We start from the raw sequence: 17,262 nt of genomic DNA, 5'->3' as shown, positions 1-17,262 counted from the left end.
TCTCCGTATTGTAACCAAACGAGTCGCGTCGCGGACGCGGGCGTGCTAGAATTCCCCCTTGCGAGGTGGGCCAGGCGACCGCGGGGCGTGCGAGCGATCGTGCGCCATGAGGAAAGTCCGGGCTCCACAGGGCAGGATGCTGGCTAACAGCCAGGCGGGGTAACCCGACGGAAAGCGCCGCAGAAAAGAAGACTCCCACCTGCGGGCGGTTCGCCGCACGCAAAGGGAAAAGCTGAAACGGTGGTGTAAGAGACCACCAGCGTCGTGGCAACACGGCGGCTTGGCAAGCCCCATCCGGAGCAAACGCAAATAGGAGCACCATGGTGTGGCCCGCACTGTGCTCGGGTTGCGCGCTAGAGGCGGACGGCGACGTCCGCAGTAGATAAATGGCCGCCCCAGACAGAACCCGGCTTACAGGCCCGCCTCGCACCTCTTTGGACGGAAGCGCCCCGGCTCACGCACGAGCCGGGGCGCTCTTTTTTGCCGGCGTGGTACGCTTTTCTCGACAAGAGCGTTCCGACGAGGGGTGGCTGTCATGAGTGCGTATCGGGGTCTTCTGCCCGCCGAGCTGGTCGTTCTTGCGCCCTTGGCGATCGTCGGGCTCCTTGTCTGGCTTGTCTGGAGGCGCAGGCGTTGAGCGCGCCATGCCCATTCGTGTCCTCGGTCGAGCGTCAACCGGGCTTTTGTCGCCGCCGCTGACGGATGGGCGTGGTCGGTCTTGCGACCCCTCGGAAAATGGCCGCAAAAAGGGCCCGGACGCAGCCGTCCGGGCCCCGGTGATGCCGAGAGTTGACAAAGGGACTGTCCCTTTGTCACCCCACCTAGCGCGTGCGGGCGAGGGAGCCCATGGGGTCCCAGGGAGCGAGTACGCGGGCCTCCTCGGTCTCAAAGACGTGGCGCTCCTCGTCGGTGAGGTACCTCTTGTCAACCACGACCTGGTAGACGTACTCGTCGAACCACGCGTCGCTGATGGTGTCAAATCCGTTGCGACCGTGGTCCTTGCCCCAGCTGTTCTCCACCTTCCAGAGCTCGGGCGCGCCGTCCGTGCCTAGGCGCACGCCCTCCAGGACCATGGCGTGCGTCATGAGGGACTCGCCGAACTCCAGGCGCTCGGCGCGGTCCATGCAGCCCTCCACCGGGAAGCCAAAGAGCGCATCCACGTCGAGGGCCGCTGTGTCCATGATGCCCTCGTCGCTTAGGTAGGACTGGGCCACGTCGCAGCCAAACCACACGGGCAGGCCGTCGGCCAGCTGCTCCATGGCGCAGCGCTTGAGCTCGGAGACGGGCAGGTTGAGGTAGCGGACGCCGCCGTCCTCCTCGACGTTGCCCAGGCGGCTCACGGTGTAGGCGTGGCCGAAGGGCTTGTCGGCCGTCGGCGCGCTGATCAGGCTCACGTAGTCGTCGAGTTCCATGCCCACGGCCTCGGCGAAGAACTCCTGCGGCGTGAAGGTGCCGGCAAGCGCCAGCTTGTCGTCCTTGTCGCGCAGGCGCACCTCAAAGCTCGCGGGCGGCTCGCCCAGACAGGTGGCCAGGAGCTGGTAGACCTCGCCCATCATCTCGCGGCGCATTGAGGCAAGGTCGTCGGCGCCGACGCCGGCCTCGTGGGCGCGGCGCAGGCGGCAGGCGCATCCGCGCAGGTAGCGCGTGAGGTAGGAGTCCATCTCGCGAGTGTTGCGCGAGCAGGCGGTCTCGGGCATGGCCTCCTTGGGGCAGACGCCGTACTTCTTGACCAGGCTCTTGAACATGTCCCACTGGCCTCCGTCGCCGATGGGGTCGGTGAGCAGGAAGCTCACCAGGCGGCCGTCGACGGGCTCCTCCAGGGTGTCGATCACGTTGCCCAGGAACCAGTTGCTCTTCTCGACCTTGTCCCAGAACAGGGGATAGGCCTGCGAGAGCTCGAAGGTCTTGAGGTTGTACTTCTTGATGGTGCGGAAGCGCATGGTGTTCAGGCTGGCGAACATCCAGCAGCGGCCGGAGCGCTTCTGGTCGCAGCGGTCTCCCTGGGGGACCTCCACGTCAAAGCCCAGGGCGCTTTTGGCCACGGCCTCCGGCACGCGGGCCGCGGCGCGTATGCCCTTGCTGCTCACGGCGTTCTTGGCCACGAGGTTTGCCCTCTCGGCGCGGAAGGCCTCGCTCGCGGCCGCCAGGTCCTCGGAGGTCACTGCCTGCACGTTCTTCTCCATTGATTCTCCTCGCTCTCTTGCGGTTGGCTGACGGCTTGAGCATAGCACCGCCGGCCGCCCGTGCCCTGCGTGCTAGACTTGGCGCGTCGCGTCCGAAGGAGCCAGCAGGGGAGAAGAGCGTGCAGGTAGAGACCGCGCAGCCCAACCGAGAGATGCCCGAGGTGCCGTCCTACGCCATGCGCGTGGTGGACGCCCTGGAGGCCGCGGGCCACGAGGCCTGGGTCGTGGGCGGCTGGGTTCGCGACGCTCTCATGGGCCGGCCCGGCCACGACGTGGACGTGACCTGCTCCTCTCCCTGGGAGGAGACCGAGCGCGTGCTGCGCGCGGCGGGCATTGAGGTGCACCAGACGGGCGTGGCCCACGGCACCGTGACCGCCGTGGTGGACGGGCTTCCGGTGGAGACCACCACCTACCGCGTGGAGGGCGCCTACTCAGACCGCCGCCACCCGGACGAGGTCCGCTTTGTGACCGACGTCCGGCAAGACCTGGCCCGCCGTGACTTCACCGTCAACGCCATGGCCTACCACCCGCGCCGCGGCCTGCTTGACCCCTTCGGCGGCGAGAGGGATCTCTCGCTGGGCGTCATCCGCGCGGTGGGCGAGCCCCGGCGGCGCTTCGAGGAGGACGCGCTGCGGGTGCTGCGCGCCGTGAGGTTTGCCTGCCGCCTGGGCTTCTCCATCGAGCTCGCCACGCAGGAGGCCCTCGTGGACTGCGCGGGGGAGCTCGACGGCATTGCCCGCGAGCGCGTGGGCGCCGAGCTGGATGGCATCCTGGCCTCTGGACGCGTGGCGTGGGCGCTGCGCCACGAGTTTGCCGTCATGGCCGCCGCAGTGCCCGAGCTTGCCCCCATGGCGGGCTTCGACCAGAGGAGCCCCTACCACGCCTACGACGTGGCCGAGCACACGGCGCGGGTCTGCGCGGGCGTGGAGTGCGCCTGCGGCGGACGCCCGGGCCAGGCCCTGAGGTGGGCGGCGCTCCTGCACGACGTGGCGAAGCCCGCCTGCTTCAGCCTGGACGCGTCCGGCCGCGGCCACTTCTTCGGGCACCCGGAGGAGGGGGCGCGCGTGGCGGGTCGCGTCATGGGCCGCCTGGCGCTGCCCAAGTCCGTGACGCGGGAGGCCCAGGCGCTCATCCGCCTGCACGACCTGCCGGTGCGTCCCGTGGCCGCCTCCTGCCGCAGGATGATGTCGCTCCTGGAGGCCGCCTGCCCGGGCTGCGGCCGCGCCCTCGCGTTTGCGCTGGTGGACCTCAAGCGGGCCGACGCCCTGGCCAAGGCCCCGGCCTGCCGCGGCTACGCCGTGGAGCTGGACGCCATGGCCGCCCGCGTGCGCGCCGAGGTAGCCGCCGGCTGCCCGCTTACGGTGCGCGAGCTGCCCGTCGGCGGCGGTGACGTCATCCGCGAGCGCGGCCTTGAACCCGGGCCCGGCGTGGGCCTGGTCCTGGACGCGCTTCTGGCAGCCGTCCTTGCCGGCGAGCTCGGCCATGGGCGAGAGGAGCTTCTCGCCGAGCTGAGGATGGGGGAGTAGGAAGCGCCTTCCTACCTGCGCAAACGCCTCTTTTTTGCCTTGCCCAAAATTATTTCGGGAAAAGTGCTTGCAATCCTGAGGGGTCTTCCGTATAGTAATTTCTCGCTGAGAGGCGCAAAGAAGTGGCAAGCAATTGGGACTTCGTCTAGTGGTAGGACAGCGGATTCTGGTTCCGTCAACGGGAGTTCGACTCTCTCAGTCCCAGCCATTTGCTACTTTGAGAATCGCATATGTGGCCCGTTCGTCTAGCGGTTTAGGACGCCGCCCTCTCAAGGCGGAGATCACCAGTTCGAATCTGGTACGGGCTACCAAATGCGATATGGCCCGTTCGTCTAGCGGTTTAGGACGCCGCCCTCTCAAGGCGGAGATCACCAGTTCGAATCTGGTACGGGCTACCATGAATTGCAAGGCAGGCTGCTACGGCGGCCTGCCTTTTTTGTTGCGCCGGCAAGAAGCGCGCCGCGTGGGCGGCAAAAGGTGCAAGGCGGCTCCGGATTCGGGCCATTTGCGCCTTGCCGCCGCACTTGGAGCCACATTTTGTGTAGGGTCTATAGGTCTGTAATTTTCGACCAGAGGAGGACCTATGGATCCCATGGAGCTCCTCAAGCTGCTCGGCATCGTCATCGTGGTCGTTGGCTTTGCCTGCAAGCTTGACTCCATCCTCGTAATCATGGTGGCCGCCGTGGCCACCGCCCTGGTGGCGGGCATGGACCCGGTCTCGTTCCTTGAGACCATGGGCTCGAGCTTTGTCTCCAACCGCAGCATGTGCGTGTTTATCATGACCTTCGTGATCACGGGCACGCTCGAGCGAAACGGCCTCAAGCAGGCCGCCGCCGCGCTCATGAACAAGTTCAAGGGCGCCACCGCCGGCATGGTGCTGGCCGCCTACGGCGTGTTCCGCGTAGTCTTTGCCGCGTTCAACGTGGGGTTCGGCGGCGTCGCCGGCTTCGTGCGCCCGGTCGTCATGCCCATGGCGCAGGCGGCCGTTGAGTCCGACGGCAAGAAGATCGCCTCCGAGCAGCTCGAGAACATCAAGGGCATGGCCGCGGGCATGGAGAACATCACCTGGTTCTTCGGCCAGATGCTCTTCGTCGGCGGCGCGGGCGCGCTTCTCGTCCAGAACACCCTGGAGCCCCTGGGCTACCACGTGGAGCTCATCGGCCTGGCCTCCGTCGCCGTGGCGCCGGCCATCATCGCCACCATCGCGGCCATCGTCTACTACCAGGTGCTGGACCGCAAGGACACCAAGCGCTACCACTCCGAGCAGCTCTCGATGGACGGTGATAAGTAATGGACGCCTTCATCCAGTTCTTCACGAGCGCCGACGTGACGCTCTCCAACAAGCTCCTGGAGGTCATGTACATCCTCATTGGCCTCGTCTCCGTCTACACCGGCGTGCGCAACGCCAAGGACTCCACCAACGAGAAGCGCGTCGGCTCGGCCGTCTTCTGGATCGTCCTGGGCGTGCTGTTCATCTTCGGCAAGTGGATTCCGGCCGCCTGGACCGGCGCCCTTCTCTTCGTCATGGTCATCCCGGCCATTGCGGGCCAGGTCGACAAGGGCAAGGAGGGCGCCCCCACCACCGAGGAGATGCAGGGCAACTTCGAGCACATCGGCATGAAGATCTTCGCGCCGGCCATCTGCATCGGCCTCTTCGCTCTGCTCTTCGCCCTCTTCACCAAGATCAGCTCCCTGGTGGGCATGACCTTCGGCGTCCTGGTGGGCGCGGTGCTGCTGCTTGCCTTCAACCGCAAGAACAGCCCCAAGATCTTCCTGGACGACTGCCGCCGCATGCTTGACGTGGTTGGCCCGCTCTCCATGCTGCCGACGCTTCTTGCCGGCCTGGGCGCCATCTTCACCGCCGCCGGCGTGGGCGACGTCATCTCCCAGCTGGTCTCCGGCATCATCCCGTCCGGCAACGCCATCGTGGGCGTCATCGTCTACGCCGTGGGCATGGCCCTGTTCACCATGATCATGGGCAACGCCTTCGCAGCCATCACCGTCATGACCGTGGGCATTGGCGCGCCCTTCGTGCTGGCCCTGGGCGCCGACCCCACCATCATCGGCGGCCTGGCCCTCACCTGCGGCTACTGCGGCACCCTCATGACGCCCATGGCGGCCAACTTCAACATCGTCCCGGTTGCCATCCTGGACATGAAGGACAACTACGGTGTCATCAAGAAGCAGGTCCCCATCGCCATCTTCATGCTGGTGGTGCAGATTGTCATCATGATCTTGTTCGGCCTGTAGGCCGACCGCCGCGCACTTCTCGCCAGACGGGCCTTGCGGGGTCTGCGGCGCGCGTGCGGGGGTAGAATGGACGCAGAAGCGTTGCGGGGCGTCGTCGCCGTGTGCGATGGCGCCCCGTTCTTATGAGAGGAGCATACCCATGAAGATCCTGGTCACCGGCTTCATGCCCTTTGGCGGCGAGACCGTCAACCCGGCCTACGAGGCCGTCCGCCGCCTGCCCGCGCAGATCGCGGGCGCAGACATCGCCACCGTTGAGATCCCCGTGGTGTACAAGAAGGGCCCCGCCGCCGTGGAGGCCGCCATCGACGCCGAGAAGCCCGACATGGTCCTGTGCGTGGGCCAGGCTGGCGGCCGCGCGGAGATCACCCCGGAGTTCGTGGGCATCAACTACGCAAACTTCCGCATCCCCGACAACGAGGGCTTCCAGCCCTTGTCCACCAAGCTCGAGGAGGATGGCCCGGACGCCTACTTTGCCACCCTGCCCGTCCAGGCCATGGTGGACGCCTGCAAGGAGAAGGGCGTGCCCGCAAACGTGTCCTACAGCGCCGGCACCTACTGCTGCAACGAGGTCCTCTACGAGCTGCTCTACGCCCTCGACCGCCGTCACCCCGGCGTGCGAGGCGGCTTCGTGCACGTGCCCTACCTGGACTCCCAGGCCGCAAACCTCAAGGCGGGCACCCCGTCCATGAGCCTTGCGCGCATCACCGAGGGCCTCACGGCCATGGTGGCCGCCATGGTGGAGCACGAGGGCGAGGACATCGTCTCCGCTTCCGCCGGCTGCGAGCACTAGGCGCGCGCATGGCAGACGCCAAGATCGAGGTCGCCTCGCTCGCCCTGCCCCGAGCCTTCGTGGGCCGCTCCGTCATGACCAGCGAGAAGGACATGTTCTCCGACGCCCCGGTGCTGGCCCAGCGCCTGGCCGAGGTGAAGGAGGACGTGCCCTGCCGCGTCATGCCCGTGGTCACGGCCGTCATCTGCGACGAGCCTGGCGAGGACGGGCGCTTCCGCTACTTCACCGGCGACGAGGTGGAGCCCGGCGAGGAGCCCGTGAGGCGGGCTCTGGCGGCCGTCGAGGGCCTGGAGGCGGTCCGCATACCGGCGGGCGCCCTCGCAGCCGTGGTGCCGGTCCCTGTGGGCACGCAGGTCACCCTGCCGCTGCGCATAGCGACCGCCCGCAAGCGCTTCTACGAGGACTGGCTTCCCACGAGCGGCTATCGTCCCAGCTGCGAGCTGGGCTTCCGCGACGTCGAGCTCTACCACTACCGCCGCCGTCGCTTCCGCCGCGCCACCAAGATGGTCCTGGAGCTCATGTTTCTGGTCGAGCCCACCCCTCAGCACTAAACGCGGCGCGCAGCGCCGCACTCTCTTCTCCCCAGCCGGAGCCGTCGCTTCCCGCGCACTTCGTCTTGCCCGAGCGCCCGTCGAGAAGGCCGAGCACGTCCTCGCGGCGAAAAAGGGCAAGGCCCCCGTTCCCCAAGCAAGTTCTTTGCGAAGCGTAACTTGCTGGGGAACCGGGGGCCTTGCCCTTTTTCGCTGACAGGTTGCCTCGGCCTTCTCGACGGGCGCTAGGCCACGCGGTGCTCGGGCACGACGCAGAAGACCTCGAGTGGCTCGGTCTGGCTGGCGTTGCCCATGGCGTGGCTGTGGCCCATGGGGCAGTAGTGGGCCTGGCCGGCCTCGGCGTACTCGCGCTCGCCGTCGTAGTCAAACCAGGCGCGGCCGGAGATCACGTAGATGACCTCGCAGTTTGCCTCATGGAGGTGGTAGCCGCTGGTGCTGCCCGGCTCGATGCGGCCTCGGATGACCTTGCACCTGCCGTCGTCGTGCATCTTGGCGTCGAAGTGACCCTCGCCGCCCTTGAAGTTGGGGATGCCCACGAACTCCTCGGAACCAAAGTCAAAGACCATCGTTACCTCCTAAAAAATGATACGAAGGGACAGTCCCTTCGTATCATTTGGCTGTTGAGTGCTACAGGGCCATCGCGCGGGCGCGGTCGAGGCGCGCCAGGCAGTCATCGCGGCCGATGAGGGCCATGGTCTCGCCCAGGGGAGGGGAGACCATGTTGCCGCACTCGGCCACGCGAACGGCCTGGAAGACGATGCGCTTCTTGGCGTCCAGGGCCTCCGGCAGCGGCTCCAGCGCGCCGTCGATGGCCTCGGGCGTCCAGGCGTCGGCCGGCACGGCGAGAAGTGCCTCGCGGGCGACGTCCAGGATGGCGCCCATGCCCTCCTTGGCAAGGCCCTTGGCAACGGACTTCTCGTCGTACTCCAGGGTCTCGGCGCAGGCAAAGACCGGGGTGGCCACGCTCACCACGTCGGCGGGGAACTTGGTGCGCGGCTTCACGATGGCGGCCAGGGCGTCGACCCAGGTCTCGTCGTACTCGACGCCGCCCTCGATGAGGCCGGCCTCGTGGAGCTCGGGCACCATGATCTGGTCGGCGAAGTCCGCGTCGGTCATGGAGCGGATGTACTCGGCCTGGATCCAGTCGAGCTTCTTGGGGTCGAAGGTGGCCGGGTTCTTGGAGACGTGGTCCAGGCTGAACTTGGAGGCCAGGACGTCGCGTGGGACGATGGTGGTCTCGCCGTCGAGCGACCATCCCAGAAGCGCCAGGTAGTTGACGAAGGCGTCGGACAGGTAGCCGGCGTCGCGGTACTCCTCCACGTTGGTGGCGCCGTGGCGCTTGGAGAGCTTCTTGCCGTCGGCGCCCAGGATCATGGAGATGTGGGCGAACTCGGGCACGGGGGCGCCCAGGGCCTCGTAGACCATGACCTGGCGCGGGGTGTTGGAGAGGTGGTCGTCGCCGCGGATGACGTGGGTGATGCCCATCATGGCGTCGTCCACCACGGTGGCGAAGTTGTAGGTGGGGGTGCCGTCGGAGCGGAAGATCACGAAGTCGTCGAGCTCCTTGGCGTTGAAGGTCACGTCGCCGTGGACGGCGTCGTGGACGATGACGTCGCCGCGGTCGAGGGGCACCTTGATGCGCAGGACGTAGGGCTCGCCGGCGTCGATGCGGCGCTGGGCCTCTGCGGGATCCATGTCGCGGCAGGTGCGCTGGTAGCCCTGGAAGGGGTCCTTGCGCTCCTGGGCGGCGGCGCGGTCGGCCGCGAGCTTCTCGGGCGTGCAGAAGCAGGGGTAGGCCTTGCCCTCGTCCCAGAGGCGCTGGGCGGCATGCTTGTAGAGGTCGAGACGCTCGGTCTGGGCGTAGGGGCCAAAGTCACCGCCGACCTCGGGACCCTCGTCCCAGTCAAGGCCCAGCCAGCGCATGGCTCGCAGGATGATCTGGGTGTTCTCGTCGGTGGAGCGGGTGGGGTCGGTGTCATCGATGCGCAGGATGAACGTGCCGCCGTTGGCGCGGGCAAAGGCCCAGTTGTAGATGGCGGTGCGGGCGCCGCCGACGTGCAGCTTGCCGGTGGGGGACGGCGCAAAGCGAACGCGCACGGGCTTGTCTGCCATGGAGTCTCCTCCTCGTTGGGTTCCTATCTTCATACGGTTCAACAGTATAGCGCGCTAAGAACCACCCGCCGCCCGCGTCCCTTCTCGCCCACGCGTCAGCCACGAGCCGAGAAGTGCGGCCGTTGGCAGCAAAACGCCCACCACGAGCCGAGAAGTGCGGCCGTTGGCAGGGATTCTCTGCCAACGGCCGCATTTCTCGGCTCATACCCGACGCATCCCTGCCAACGGCCGCATTTCCGGGCTCAACCCCCTCACGACCTCAAAAAGGCCCTCCCCGATGCCCGGGCCGCCGGCGGCGCCGCGCCCCGTCCCCGCAACGTCAACAAAGCGGAAAGGCCCCTCCCTCTCCCCGGCAAGCTCTTTGCGAAGCGTAGCTTGCGGGGAGAGGGAGGGGCCTTTCCGCGTTCGGGTGGCATCCGTGGGACGGAGCGCGCCGCCCCACGCCGACGTCCCTACATCACCTTCGTTGACTCGAGCTTTCGCTCCATCCACTCGGTGAGCTTGAGCGCGGGCCTCCTCAGCGCCAGGCCGAGGACGAGCGACGCCACCACGTAGGAGAGCAGCAGCCCCAGCTCGACCCAGAAGTCGTTGCCGTAGAGGCCGAACATGGCCGCGCGCATGGCGTTCTCGGAGTGCACGAAGGGCAGGAAGGGATAGGCCGCCTGGAAGCTCTCGGGCAGCATCTGCACCGGGAAGCTGCCGCCGGAGCCGGCCACCTGGATGACCATGAGGAGCACGGCGATGGCCTTGCCCACGTCGCCGAAGGACGCCGTCAGCGCGTAGATGATGTTCATGAAGGCGAAGGACGCCGCCCAGCCGGCCAGCAGGAACAGCAGCGGGTGCGCGCACTGGACCTGCAGGTAGTAGAGGTCGCCCAGAAGGATCAGCGTGGACTGCATGAGCGCCAGCACCACGAAGAAGACGAGGCGGCCCAGGTAGGCCTGGCCGGGCTTCAGGCCCAGGAGCTCCACGCACTTCTCGCTGGGGTTGGCCTTGACCAGGGCACACAGCACCACGCCGCCGATCCAGATGGCCAGGGTGGTGTAGAAGGGCGCCATGCCGCTGCCGTTGTTGTCGAGCTGGTAGACGGCCGTACGGTCCACGGTGACGGGGGCCGAGATGAACTCGGCCAGGTTGTCGGCGCCGCTCGCGAGGATGGTCCTCACCTGGGCCACGTCGTCGGAGGCCAGGGCGGCCGAGAGCTTGCCGTGGAGCTCGCCCAGCTTGGCGGCGGCCTCGTCCAGGGACTGGGTGCCCTCGGCCACGCCGGAGGCCGCCTCGCCCACGCTGGAGGCGGCCGAGTCGGTGGTGCCGCGCAGGGAGCTCAGCGTGGCGGAGATGCTGGCGGAGACGCCGTCGGCCTCGCCCGCGGCGGACTCCAGGGTGTCGGCCAGGCCGCCGAGGCTGCCGCGGACGTCCTTCTCGTAGGTGTCCTGGACGCTGCCCAGGGCGTCCTTGGCCGCCTGGACGGAGCCCTGGAGCTGGGCGCGGGCGGACTCGGCGGTGGCCTTGCCGGCAATCAGGTCGTCAGCGGTCTTGGTCAGCTGGGCGGAGAGCTCGGTCTGGCCGTCGATGGCGTCGCGCACGCTGTCCTGCAGAGCGCCCACGGAGGAGATGAGGGGCTGCAGCACGTCGTGCAGGTAGCTGTCGTCCGGCAGGCGGTCGTCGGCGATGCGCAGCGTGGTGTCCACGTTGGCCAGCTTGGCGAGAAGCTCGTTCAGGCCGGAGACGTTGGCGTCCACGGCGCCGGCGGCCTGGCGAAGGCCGTCGGCCATCTTGTCGGTCTGGGTGCCGGCCACGTCGAAGGCGTGTTCGATCTGGTCGGAGACGCCCGAGAGGCTCGCCGCTCCGTCTGCCAGGGCGGAGTTCACGGCGTCCACGGTCCCGTCGACGGAGGTGCCCAGGCCGCGGACGTCGCCGGCGCTCTGGCGCAGGCCGTTTCCGGCCGCCAGGGTGGCGGAGAGGGAGCCGGTGGAGGCGTCGGAGCCGCTGCCCAGCAGGGCCTGCGTGGAGGTCAGGACGTCCTCGAAGCCGCGCACGCTCGCGGCGGTGTCCTGGAGGCCGCGCTGGGCCTCGTCCACGGCGGAGTCGAGCTTGCCGGCCAGCTCGGTCATGTGCTCGTCGTCCAGGTAGCCCACCAGCTCGTCCAGGACGCCGCCGCCCACGGTGGTGAGCGCGTGCGCGAAGGACTCGTCGATGTCCTGCTGGATGGCGGTGGAGGCCTTGCCGGTCACGATCTTGCCGATGGCGCTCTCCTTGTCGTTCTGGTAGAAGGAGACGCGCGGCGCGCTGGCGCTGTCGGCAAAGCCGGAGAGAAGGTCGCGCGTGAAGTTCTCGGGGAAGACCACGGCGGCGTAGTACTTGCCGCTGCGCACGCCCTCGACGGCGTCCTCCTCGCTCGTCACGGTGTAGCCGATGGAGGTGGACTCGCGCAGCTCGGAGGTCATGCGCTCGCCCATGTTGAGGCTCACGGGGATGAGCTCGCTCGTGTAGCCGCCGTCGGCGTTGGCCACGGCCACCTTGAGGTTCTTGGTGTTTCCGTAGGGGTCCCAGCTGCCCGCGATGTTGAACCACGCGTAGAAGCAGGGCACCACGATCATGCCGACGCAGACCACGAGGCTGATCACGTTGGATAGGACGTGCCTGAAGTCATAGCGGACGAGCTCCCAGATCTTCCTCATCGGGCCTCACCGCCCCTCTGGCCGCGGCCGTCTTGGGCGTCGTCGCCCCTGCCGGCCGGCCTGCTCGCGGCGGCCGCGTCGGACAGCGGGTCGGCGGACGCGCCGTCCTGCTCGGCCTCGCGGTCGAGCCTGATCTTCTCCAGTGGCGCGAAGGCCATGAACTCCTCCTTGAGCTCGGCGTCCAGAAGCCCGTAGAGCTCCTCGCGGGACATGTCGGCAAGCGTGGTCTTCTGGCCCACGCGGCTGTGGAGGTACTCCACCACGATGAGGAAGGTGCAGATGACCACCAGCGAGATGACCCAGACCACCATGAGGCCGAACTTGGCCGGCAGCACGAACATGAGGGCCGTGAGGGCCAGCGGCACGATGATGAGGGCCGCAAAGCCGCGCTTGACGTAGACGGGGTAGCGCAGCTCGAAGTGGGCCACGCGGGCCATGAAGGTGCGCTTGTAGCCGCCGGAGTCCATGAGGGCCTTGACGATAGTGGAGAGGCGGAAGCGCGCGCCCTCCATGTCGGTGCGCTCGGAGATCATGAGGTCCGTCTCGGCAAGGCGGCGGTCAAAGAGCGCGTTGATGTTGAGCAGGTGCCTGCGGGCCGCCACGCCGACCAGAAGCGCCGGGATGAGGAAGACCAGCAGCATGCCGAGGTTCTGGGCGTAGTAGTTGCCGTAGAAGCCGGCGATGGACTCGCGCATGGCGTTGATGCCGTAGGTGAAGGGCAGCCAGGGCTTGAGGGCCTGGAAGAACTCGGGCTGCATCTCGATGGGGTAGAGGCCCGAGGCGCCCGGGATCTGCAGCACGACGAGAAGGACGCCCAGCGCCTTGCCGATGTGCTTGAACGCCACGGAGAGCGCGTAGATGAAGAAGACGTAGACGAAGGACTCCACCATGCCGGCGAAGACGAAGGCCACCGGAGAGACGCACTGGATGCCCAGGCAGAGGTCGCCCACGCAGCAGATGATGGCCTGGAGCTGGCCGATGAGGTTGAGCAGCAGCCAGCGGCCGAAGAAGCCCTGCCAGGGCTTGAAGTCGCCCACGCCCTCGTCGTCGACCTCGAGCTTGTAGATGGCCACGAGCACGAAGCCGCCCACCCACAGGGCCAGGTTGGTGTAGAACGGCGTGACGTTGCTGCCGTAGTTGGCGACGGGGAAGACCGACTCGGTGACGAGCTGGGCGGGCGAGCCCAGGAAGGTGCCCACGTCCTCGGGGTCGAGGTCCAGGACGTCGCTCACGGCGCCCACGGTCTCGATGCCCTCGATGGCGGCCACGTCGTCGGCGAGCGAGGCCACCTTCTGCCCGGCGTCCCTCACGGACGAGGCGGCGTCCGAGACCGAGTCGGCGCACTGGGCGAGAATGCCGTCCAGCTGGGAGAGGGTGGCGTCCACCTGGTCGAGCATGGGCGCGATGGCGGCCGCGCCGCCCGCGAGCTGGCCCGCGTCGGCAGAGATGTCGTCCAGGACGGCGGAGAGCGCGGGCACGGTGGTGCCAGAGACCTGCTGCTGCAGACCAGAGAGGCCGGAGGCGCCGCTCTGGATGGCGTCGTTCACGCCGTCGGCGAGGCCGCTCACGGTGTCGTTTGCGTCCTTTATGTCGGAGGAGACCTGCCTCAGGGTCCCCACCTTGCCGGCGAGGTCCGCCTGAGCGGTCTTGACCTGGGCGATGGCGTCATCGAGGGCGGCCAGGGCGTCGGCCTTGCCCGCGGTGCCGTCGGGAAGGGCGTTGACCTTGTTGTAGATGCGGCCGAGGGAGGTGACGAGGCTCCCCAGGGTGTCGTCGGAGATGCCGCCCACCTGGGAGATGGCACCGTCGAGCTTGCCCTGGGCCCAGCCGATGTCGCCGGTGACCTGGCCGATGGCGTGGTTTGCGTCGGCGGAGATGCCGGAGAGGGAGCCGGCCCCGCTGCCGAGGGCACCGGAGAGCTGGGCGGCCAGGCTCGTGGCCTTGGCGCGGGTGTCGGAGAGCCCGTCGAGCGCGTCGCCCAGGCTGGCAGAGACGCGCGTGGCGCTGCCGGAGAGGTCCTGCAGGGTGGTGCGGGCCTGGGCCACGGTGGCGCGGGCGTCGGCGAGGGTGCCCTGGGCGCCGTCGAGGCCGTCGGCCAGGCCGGTCAGGGTGCCGGAGACGTCGCGCAGGTCGGTGACGACAGAGTCGCGCGCTTCGTCGGCCTTGGCGGCGACGTCGCCCACCGCGCCCTGGAGCTTCTCGGTGACGGTCTTGCCCGCCACCTCCAGGAACTGGTCGGTGATCTTGTTGTCCAGGGTGGTGGAGCCGGTGTCGGTGACCTTGGGGGCCACGGCGTTGGCCTTCTCGTTGACGTAGTACGAGATGTGGGCGGGGCTGACGTCGCCGTCGACGATGTCTCCCAGGGAGGCGGTGAAGTCGGACGGCACGACGAAGGCGGCGTAGTACCTGCCGCTGCGCACGCCCTCCACGGCCTCGTCCTCGGAGTCGAGGAAGGTCCAGCCCAGCTGGGTGTTCTCCTCCAGCTGCTCGCGGATCATGTCGCCGGCGTTGATCTGGCCCATGTCACCGACCTCTGCGCCCTCGTCGTCTATGACGACGGCGATGGGCACGGTGGAGGTGTTCTCGTAGGGGTCCCAGTTGGCGAGGATGTTGAACCACGCGTACAGGGACGGGATAACGGCAACGCCAAGGGTGACTATGACGGCCACGGGGTTCTTGAGGAGCCTCCTGAGGTCCCTCTTGAATATCTGGAATGCCTTTCTCACCGGCCTCGCTCTCCCTCTAGTATCTATGTGGGGCGCGCCCCACCTGCCTTGCAGTTGCTTTGGTGCGGATTCGACCGCATCTCAATTTACCAAGGTGTGGGCATTCCTAAACGCAGGTGTCCAGTTTTTTTGAAATAAGCTCAAAAATGAAGAGGGGATGCTAGACTGGTCCAAGTCAAACAATGGTGGGGGAGAGTCTCATGAGCCTTCTAGACAAGGACGTGACCGAGGATATAGCGCGCGGCATCCGCACCGTGCACGCGGCGGCCAAGGGCGGCATAGAGACTGCCGCGGCCCGTGGCGCCACGCGCCTGAGGAGCGGTGCCAAGACTCGCAAGAGCGCGGCCACGCGCGAGAAGATCATGGCAGCCGCCACCGAGCTCATGGTGGAGCGTGGCAACACCGACTTCCAGATGAGCGAGGTCTCCGCCCGCTGCCAGATGTCCAAGGGCGCCCTCTACTACTACTTTGCCGACAAGGGCGCGCTGGTCCAGGCGATCTTTGACGCCTCCATCGACGACCTCGTGGACCAGATCGAGGGCGCCGTGGCCAAGGCGAGCTCGGCCATGGAGTCCATCGAGGGTATCGCCCGCGTGCTCGCTTGCGGCATGAGGCCCAGAAGCCCGCTGGCCCTGGCCATGGGCCGGGAGGTCTCCAACACCGAGAAGTCCGTCCTGCCCTCCGTGGAGACGCGCCTGGCGCGCATCGTCTCCATCTTCTCGGCGCAGTTCGACCGCGCCAAGGAGGAGGGGCTCGTGCGCCCAGAGGTGAGCAGCCGCCTGGGGGCCATCGCCATCGCCGGCGCCTTCACCTTCGCCGTCCTGGAGCAGCCCGAGGAGAACGCCCTATCCGACTCCGACGAGTTCTCCGCGCAGCTCGTGCGCCTGGCCTTCGAGGGCATGGGCACGTCCAAGGCCCAGGAGCGCCTGGGGCTGGACCGCGCGAGCTAGCGTCGCGGCGGCGCAGGCCTTCTCGCCTGGCGCCCCTCGCCAACCAAGGCAACGCTGCCGGGTGTCTGACCTGCCCGGCTCCAACATGGTGACAGCAAGCAGAAAGGAAGCATTCGCATGTCACACAAGAGCTACTACTTCACCTCCGAGAGCGTAACCGAGGGTCACCCCGACAAGATCTGCGACCAGGTCTCCGACGCCATCCTTGACGCCATCCTGGCCAAGGAGGCGGAGCTGCAGGAGAAGGGCTACGTCTCTCCCGACGGCGTGCCCGCCAACGTCGAGAACGTCCGCTGCGCCTGCGAGACCTTCGTCACCACCGGAACCGTCATCGTGGCCGGAGAGGTGCGCACCGAGGCCTACGTGGACGTCCAGAAGATTGCCCGAGACACCATCCGCCGCATCGGCTACGACCGCGCAAAGTACGGCTTTGACTGCGAGACCTGCGGCGTGCTCAACCTCATCCACGAGCAGAGCCCCGACATCGCCCAGGGCGTCGACGAGTCCTTTGACGCGCAGGCCGGCCGCACGACCGATCCCATCGACGAGGTGGGTGCCGGCGACCAGGGCATGATGTTCGGCTACGCCTCCGACGAGACCGACGTCCTCATGCCCATGCCCGCCTACCTGGCCCAGCGCATGTCCGAGCGCCTGGCCACCGTCCGCAAGGACGGCACCGTGCCCTACCTGCGCCCGGACGGCAAGACCCAGGTCACCGTCCGCTACGAGGACGACCGCCCCGTCGAGGTCACGGCTGTCGTGGTCTCCACCCAGCACGCCGACTCCGTGACCGACATGGCCCAGGTCAAGGCCGACATGGTCGAGCACGTCATCGCCCCCGTCCTGGACGCCCAGGGCATCAAGTGGGACGGCGCCGACATCTACGTCAACCCCACCGGCCGCTTTGTGGTCGGCGGTCCCATGGGTGACACCGGCCTCACCGGTCGCAAGATCATCGTCGACACCTACGGCGGCATGGGCCGCCACGGCGGCGGCGCCTTCAGTGGCAAGGACTGCACCAAGGTCGACCGCTCCGCCGCCTACGCCGCCCGCTGGGTGGCCAAGAACGTCGTGGCCGCGGGCCTGGCGCACAAGTGCGAGGTCGAGCTGGCCTACGCCATCGGCGTCTCCCACCCACTGTCCGTCATGGTGGACACCCACGACACCGGCGTCGTCGCCGACGACGTGATCGAGCAGGCCGTCGAGAAGGTCTTCGACCTGCGCCCCGGCGCCATCATCCGCGACCTCGACCTGCGCCGCCCCATCTTCGAGAAGACGGCCGCCTATGGCCACTTCGGCCGCAACGACCCGGACTTCACCTGGGAGGCCACCAACCGCACCGAGGAGCTCAAGACCGCCGTCGCAGAGCTTTCGTAGGCAGAACGCGCGTTTGGCATCTTTGTTTTGCGTCCACATGGCCTACACATATAGATTGCCTTTATAACGGCGAGAAGAACCCGTGTTCTTCTCGCCGTTCCGTTTGTGTGGGCAAG

The 17,262-nt window shown here is 67.5% G+C and carries 12 protein-coding genes, 3 tRNA genes and 1 other RNA gene; 11 read left to right on the top strand and 5 right to left on the bottom strand.

The window, feature by feature from the left end; genetic code table 11:
* The first annotated feature begins 62 nt into the window (after positions 1 to 62).
* Positions 63 to 430, top strand: an RNA gene (gene rnpB / locus DXV50_RS05265) — RNase P RNA component class A.
* A gap of 391 nt (positions 431 to 821) precedes the next feature.
* Here the strand turns inward: rnpB and DXV50_RS05260 are convergent.
* Complete coding sequence (locus DXV50_RS05260) at positions 822 to 2,183, bottom strand: C1 family peptidase (protein ID WP_117205150.1); 1,362 nt, start codon at positions 2,181 to 2,183, stop codon at positions 822 to 824.
* A 119-nt stretch (positions 2,184 to 2,302) separates the two neighbouring features.
* Between DXV50_RS05260 and DXV50_RS05255 the strand changes: the two genes are divergently transcribed.
* The 8 genes from DXV50_RS05255 to DXV50_RS05220 all read left to right on the top strand — a co-directional run bounded on the left by DXV50_RS05255 (position 2,303) and on the right by DXV50_RS05220 (position 7,300).
* On the top strand, positions 2,303 to 3,709 hold the full coding sequence (locus DXV50_RS05255) for a CCA tRNA nucleotidyltransferase (RefSeq protein ID WP_232817462.1): 1,407 nt from the start codon (positions 2,303 to 2,305) through the stop codon (positions 3,707 to 3,709).
* A gap of 134 nt (positions 3,710 to 3,843) precedes the next feature.
* Positions 3,844 to 3,917, top strand: a tRNA-Gln gene (locus DXV50_RS05250).
* A 26-nt stretch (positions 3,918 to 3,943) separates the two neighbouring features.
* A tRNA-Glu gene (locus DXV50_RS05245) sits at positions 3,944 to 4,020 on the top strand.
* Positions 4,021 to 4,030: 10 nt separating this feature from the next.
* Positions 4,031 to 4,107, top strand: a tRNA-Glu gene (locus DXV50_RS05240).
* Positions 4,108 to 4,292: 185 nt separating this feature from the next.
* Positions 4,293 to 5,000, top strand: coding sequence for a 5-oxoproline transporter, DUF969 family subunit (locus tag DXV50_RS05235; RefSeq protein WP_232817461.1), 708 nt, complete (start codon positions 4,293 to 4,295; stop codon positions 4,998 to 5,000).
* On the top strand, positions 5,000 to 5,959 hold the full coding sequence (locus DXV50_RS05230) for a DUF979 domain-containing protein (protein WP_117205148.1): 960 nt from the start codon (positions 5,000 to 5,002) through the stop codon (positions 5,957 to 5,959). The genes DXV50_RS05235 and DXV50_RS05230 overlap by 1 nt, the downstream gene beginning before the upstream one ends.
* A gap of 139 nt (positions 5,960 to 6,098) precedes the next feature.
* A complete protein-coding gene (gene pcp, locus DXV50_RS05225; protein WP_117205146.1) occupies positions 6,099 to 6,749 on the top strand; it encodes a pyroglutamyl-peptidase I in 651 nt (216 codons plus the stop codon).
* Positions 6,750 to 6,757: 8 nt separating this feature from the next.
* Positions 6,758 to 7,300, top strand: coding sequence for a GyrI-like domain-containing protein (locus DXV50_RS05220; RefSeq protein WP_117205144.1), 543 nt, complete (start codon positions 6,758 to 6,760; stop codon positions 7,298 to 7,300).
* Positions 7,301 to 7,524: 224 nt separating this feature from the next.
* On the opposite strand, the gene DXV50_RS05215 is transcribed toward DXV50_RS05220, so the two are convergent.
* From DXV50_RS05215 to DXV50_RS05200, 4 genes are all read right to left on the bottom strand, one after another.
* Complete coding sequence (locus DXV50_RS05215) at positions 7,525 to 7,866, bottom strand: cupin domain-containing protein (RefSeq protein WP_117205142.1); 342 nt, start codon at positions 7,864 to 7,866, stop codon at positions 7,525 to 7,527.
* A 61-nt stretch (positions 7,867 to 7,927) separates the two neighbouring features.
* Positions 7,928 to 9,412: a glutamate--tRNA ligase gene (gltX, locus tag DXV50_RS05210; protein WP_117205140.1), complete on the bottom strand. Its 1,485-nt coding sequence runs from the start codon at positions 9,410 to 9,412 to the stop codon at positions 7,928 to 7,930.
* 452 nt (positions 9,413 to 9,864) lie between these two features.
* The gene (locus DXV50_RS05205) at positions 9,865 to 12,093 is read right to left on the bottom strand and encodes a YhgE/Pip domain-containing protein (protein WP_117205137.1); all 2,229 of its coding nucleotides are present in this window, start codon (positions 12,091 to 12,093) and stop codon (positions 9,865 to 9,867) included.
* Positions 12,090 to 14,819: a YhgE/Pip domain-containing protein gene (locus DXV50_RS05200; protein ID WP_117205135.1), complete on the bottom strand. Its 2,730-nt coding sequence runs from the start codon at positions 14,817 to 14,819 to the stop codon at positions 12,090 to 12,092. Before DXV50_RS05200 ends, DXV50_RS05205 begins: the two co-directional genes overlap by 4 nt.
* A 200-nt stretch (positions 14,820 to 15,019) precedes the next feature.
* Between DXV50_RS05200 and DXV50_RS05195 the strand changes: the two genes are divergently transcribed.
* Together DXV50_RS05195 and metK are read left to right on the top strand one after the other, a co-directional pair.
* Positions 15,020 to 15,769 (top strand): TetR/AcrR family transcriptional regulator, encoded by a 750-nt coding sequence (locus DXV50_RS05195; protein WP_198666412.1) that lies wholly within the window; start codon positions 15,020 to 15,022, stop codon positions 15,767 to 15,769.
* 117 nt (positions 15,770 to 15,886) lie between these two features.
* Entirely contained in the window at positions 15,887 to 17,146 is a 1,260-nt protein-coding gene (gene metK, locus DXV50_RS05190) for a methionine adenosyltransferase (RefSeq protein WP_117205131.1), read from the top strand.
* The last annotated feature ends 116 nt before the right edge of the window (positions 17,147 to 17,262 follow it).

The sequence above is a fragment of the Paratractidigestivibacter faecalis genome (assembly GCF_003416765.1).
GTDB classification, from domain to species: domain Bacteria; phylum Actinomycetota; class Coriobacteriia; order Coriobacteriales; family Atopobiaceae; genus Paratractidigestivibacter; species Paratractidigestivibacter faecalis.
Note: the sequence above shows the minus strand (reverse complement) of the source record. Positions and strands in the feature narration are given on the sequence as shown.

Coding starts and splice junctions, on each gene's coding strand:
- metK (WP_117205131.1), top strand. CDS start 15,887: ATGTCACACAAGAGCTACTACTTCACCTCCGAGAGCGTAACCGAGGGT.
- DXV50_RS05195 (WP_198666412.1), top strand. CDS start 15,020: ATGAGCCTTCTAGACAAGGACGTGACCGAGGATATAGCGCGCGGCATC.
- gltX (WP_117205140.1), bottom strand. CDS start 9,412: ATGGCAGACAAGCCCGTGCGCGTTCGCTTTGCGCCGTCCCCCACCGGC.
- DXV50_RS05220 (WP_117205144.1), top strand. CDS start 6,758: ATGGCAGACGCCAAGATCGAGGTCGCCTCGCTCGCCCTGCCCCGAGCC.
- pcp (WP_117205146.1), top strand. CDS start 6,099: ATGAAGATCCTGGTCACCGGCTTCATGCCCTTTGGCGGCGAGACCGTC.
- DXV50_RS05230 (WP_117205148.1), top strand. CDS start 5,000: ATGGACGCCTTCATCCAGTTCTTCACGAGCGCCGACGTGACGCTCTCC.
- DXV50_RS05205 (WP_117205137.1), bottom strand. CDS start 12,093: ATGAGGAAGATCTGGGAGCTCGTCCGCTATGACTTCAGGCACGTCCTA.
- DXV50_RS05260 (WP_117205150.1), bottom strand. CDS start 2,183: ATGGAGAAGAACGTGCAGGCAGTGACCTCCGAGGACCTGGCGGCCGCG.
- DXV50_RS05235 (WP_232817461.1), top strand. CDS start 4,293: ATGGATCCCATGGAGCTCCTCAAGCTGCTCGGCATCGTCATCGTGGTC.
- DXV50_RS05215 (WP_117205142.1), bottom strand. CDS start 7,866: ATGGTCTTTGACTTTGGTTCCGAGGAGTTCGTGGGCATCCCCAACTTC.